This window comes from Streptomyces sp. NPDC031340, from assembly GCF_055569945.1.
This window is the reverse complement of record NZ_JBVIIE010000058.1, coordinates 53,270-55,336: the sequence shown is the minus strand read 5'-3', so window position 1 is coordinate 55,336 and position 2,067 is coordinate 53,270. Positions and strand designations below refer to the sequence as shown.

Below are 2,067 nucleotides of genomic sequence, written 5' to 3'. Positions count from 1 at the left end.
GCGACCCCCAGAATCAACCCCCCTCCCCCCCCCCCCCCCGGGCCCCCCCCCCCCCGCCCCCCCCCCCCCCCCCACAACCCCCCCCCCCCCCCCCCCCCCCCCCTCGGCCATGCCCGGCAGCAACGCCGGGGTACGAAGAGGAGTCGCTGACCATGAGGGACGTCCGTGCGGCCTTCCGCCGCTTCTGGCCGCTGACCCGCGGCGACCGCGGGTGGCTGGCGGTGATCGTCGGCTGCGTGGTGGCGAGCGCGCTGGCCGAGACCGCCTCGATCCTGCTGTTCGCGCGGCTCACCGACACCGCCCTGCAGGCCGGTTCGCTGTCCGCCTTCTGGGCCCCGGCCGGGGCCTGGCTGGCCGCCGCCGTGCTCGGCGCGCTCGTCGGCTACCTCGGCAACTCGCTGGCCGTCTGGACCGCCGAGAGATTCGTCCTGCGGCTGCGGGCGAAGGTCTTCCGGCACGTCCAGGACCTGCCCCCGCACTTCTTCCAGCGGCACCGGCACGGCGACCTGGTGGAACGGCTGACCGGCGACGTCGAGGCCATCGAGCAACTGGTCGTCTCGGGCGTCGTCGGCACCGTCTCCGCCGTCTTCTCCGCCGTCTTCTACGCCTGCGCCGCCCTGTACCTGCGCTGGGACCTGGCGCTCGCCACCTTCGTCCTGGCGCCCCTGTTCCTGCTCGCCGCCCGCCGCTTCTCCGGCCGCATCAAGGCCGCATCCCAGGACGAGCGCGTCGCCGACGGCGCCATCACCTCCGTGGTGGAGGAGTCCCTCGGCAACATCGTCCTCACCCAGGCCTACAACCGCCGCCGCGACGAGGAACGGCGGCTGGACCGGGAGGCCCGCGCATGGATGCGGGCGAGCGTGCGCGGGGCGCGGCTGAGCGAGATGTACGAGCAGTTCGTCGAGGTCGTCGAGACGCTGTGCGTGCTCGCGGTGATCGGCCTCGGGGTGTGGGAGATCTCCGCGGGCCGGCTGACGCTGGGCCAACTGCTGGCCTTCGCCGCGTTCATCGGCTACCTCTACCCGCCGGTCCGCAGCCTCGGCCGGCTCGGCCTCACCCTCACCGCCGCCACCGCGGGCGCCCAGCGCCTGAACGAGATCCTGGACGCCCGGCCGGCCGTCACCGACCCGGCCGCACCCGTCGCGCGATGGCCCGTGCACGGCCGGGTCGAGCTCCGCCACGTCTCCTTCCGCTACCCGCACGCCCGCCGCGCCTCGCTGCGCGACGTGAGCTTCACCGCCGGACCCGGCGAACTCGTCATCGTCACCGGGCCGAGCGGCGCCGGGAAGTCGACCCTGGCCAAGCTGCTGACCCGCTTCTACGACCCCGCGCAGGGCGTGATCACCCTGGACGGCGTCCCGCTGCCCGACGTGGGCCTGGAGTTCCTGCGCGAGAACGTGGCGCTGCTGCCCCAGGAGACGCTGATCATCAACGGCACGATCCGCGAGAACATCGCCTGCGGCCGCCCCGGCGCGAGCGACCAGGAGATCGAGCGCGCGGCCATGGACGCGGCGGCGCACCCCTTCGTCACCGCCCTGCCCGACGGGTACGACACCCTGATCGCGCCCGGCACGGCGGCCCTCTCCGGCGGGCAGCTCCAGCGCATCGCCATCGCCCGCGCGATGCTGCGCGCCGCGCCGGTCCTCGTCCTGGACGAACCGACGGCCGGCCTGGACGCGGTGGCCGCCCGCCAGGTGGTGCAGCCGCTGCGCAGGCTGATGGCGGGCCGCACCACGATCATGATCACGCACGATCTCAGCCTGGCGCCGGACGCCGACCGGATCCTGGTCGTCGACCGTGGCCGGCTGGTGGAGGCGGGCACCCACGAGGAACTCCTCGCGCGGCGGGGCGCCTACGCGGCGCTCGCCGAGCCGCTGCCGGCCGCCGTGGCCGCCGTGGCCGCCGCGTCCGCCGTGCCGCCGGCCGCGGACGACACCGTGATCCTCCGCTGGTAGCCCCGCGGGACGCGGCCCGGGGGGGGGGGGGGGGGGGGGGGGGGGGGGGGGGGGGGGGGGGGGGGGGGGGGGGGGGGGGAGGGGGGGGGGGGGGGGGGGGGGGGGGGGGGAT

1 protein-coding gene is annotated in these 2,067 nt (G+C 76.2%); it reads left to right on the top strand.

Translation table 11 applies throughout. The annotated features are described in order from the left end of the window. The first annotated feature begins 152 nt into the window (after positions 1 to 152). Positions 153 to 1,955 carry an ABC transporter ATP-binding protein gene (locus tag ACZ5GT_RS33295; protein ID WP_469033830.1) on the top strand — a complete coding sequence of 601 codons (1,803 nt, stop codon included), beginning with the start codon at positions 153 to 155 and terminating at the stop codon, positions 1,953 to 1,955. Positions 1,956 to 2,067: the final 112 nt, after the last annotated feature.

Bases quoted from the DNA above. Each gene is read 5' to 3' on its own strand.
- ACZ5GT_RS33295 (WP_469033830.1), top strand. From the start codon at position 153: ATGAGGGACGTCCGTGCGGCCTTCCGCCGCTTCTGGCCGCTGACCCGC.